The sequence below is a fragment of the Streptomyces sp. NPDC093261 genome, from assembly GCF_044753645.1.
Lineage (GTDB): Bacteria > Actinomycetota > Actinomycetes > Streptomycetales > Streptomycetaceae > Streptomyces.
Genome location: NZ_JBIVNO010000050.1, coordinates 1,376 through 2,675, shown reverse-complemented (window position 1 = coordinate 2,675; position 1,300 = coordinate 1,376). Strand labels below are relative to the sequence as shown.

1 protein-coding gene is annotated in these 1,300 nt (G+C 70.0%); it reads right to left on the bottom strand.

Going from position 1 to position 1,300, the window contains the following annotated elements:
* Positions 1–1,300, bottom strand: a 1,300-nt coding sequence (locus ACIP94_RS38395; protein WP_402436765.1) for an AAA family ATPase, incomplete at both ends; no start/stop codon positions are given.

Genomic DNA, 1,300 nt, shown 5'->3' with positions numbered 1-1,300 from the left:
TTCCTGGAGGCGGCCGTAGCGGAGCTCGGCGGCGCGGTTCAGGTCGTAGGCGCGTTCGGCCTCCTCCGCCTCGTGGCGGACCTGTTCCAGTTCCTGGCGCAGTTCCTGCACGCGGCGGATGGCCTGGCGTTCGGCCTCCCACTGGGCGTGTTTGGCGTCGGCCTCGGCGCGCAGGTCGGCCAGTTCCTTGCGTAGTTCCTCCAGGCGGGCCTTGCTGGCGGGATCGGTCTCCTTGGACAGGGCCGCCTCCTCGATCTCCAGGCGGGTCACCCGGCGGGTGATCTCGTCGAGTTCGGCGGGCATGGAGTCGATCTCGGTCCGCAGCCGGGCGCATGCCTCGTCGACGAGGTCGATGGCCTTGTCGGGCAGGAAGCGGTCGGTGATGTAGCGGTGGGAGAGGGTCGCGGCGGCGACCAGCGCGGTGTCCTGGATCTTCACGCCGTGGAAGACCTCCAGACGTTCACGCAGGCCGCGCAGGATGGAGATGGTGTCCTCCACGCTCGGCTCGTCGACCAGGACCTGCTGGAAGCGGCGTTCGAGGGCGGCGTCCTTCTCGATGTGCTTGCGGTACTCGTCGAGGGTGGTCGCCCCGATCATGTGCAGTTCGCCCCGCGCGAGCATCGGCTTGAGCATGTTGCCGGCGTCCATGGCGCCTTCGGCGGCGCCCGCGCCGACGACGGTGTGCAGTTCGTCGACGAAGAGCAGGATCCTGCCCTGGGCGGCCTTGACCTCGCTGAGGACGGCCTTGAGGCGTTCCTCGAACTCGCCGCGGTACTTGGCGCCGGCCACCAGGGAGCCCATGTCCAGGGCGAACACCGTCTTGTCGCGCAGGCCCTCGGGTACGTCGCCGCGCACGATGCGCTGGGCCAGGCCCTCGACGATGGCGGTCTTGCCGACACCGGGATCGCCGATGAGGACGGGGTTGTTCTTGGTCTTACGGCTGAGGATCTGGGTCACCCGGCGGATCTCGGCGTCCCGGCCGATGACCGGGTCCAGCCGCCCGGAGCGGGCCTCCAGGACCAGGTCGCGGCCGTACTTCTCCAGCGCCTCGTAGGCCACCTCGGGGTTGGCGGAGGTGACGCGTTGATGGCCGCGGACCTGGGTGAGCGCGCTCAGGAACGACTCACGGGTCACACCGTGCTCCTTGAGCAGGCGCCCCGCGGCGGTCGCCGGGCCTTCCTCGGCCAGGGCGAGGAGCAGATGCTCCACGGACACGTACTCGTCCTTGAGGCGTTTGGCCTCCCGCTCGGCCGCCTCCAGCAGCCGGGACAGGCGCTGGGTGACGAAGACCTGGCCGGGC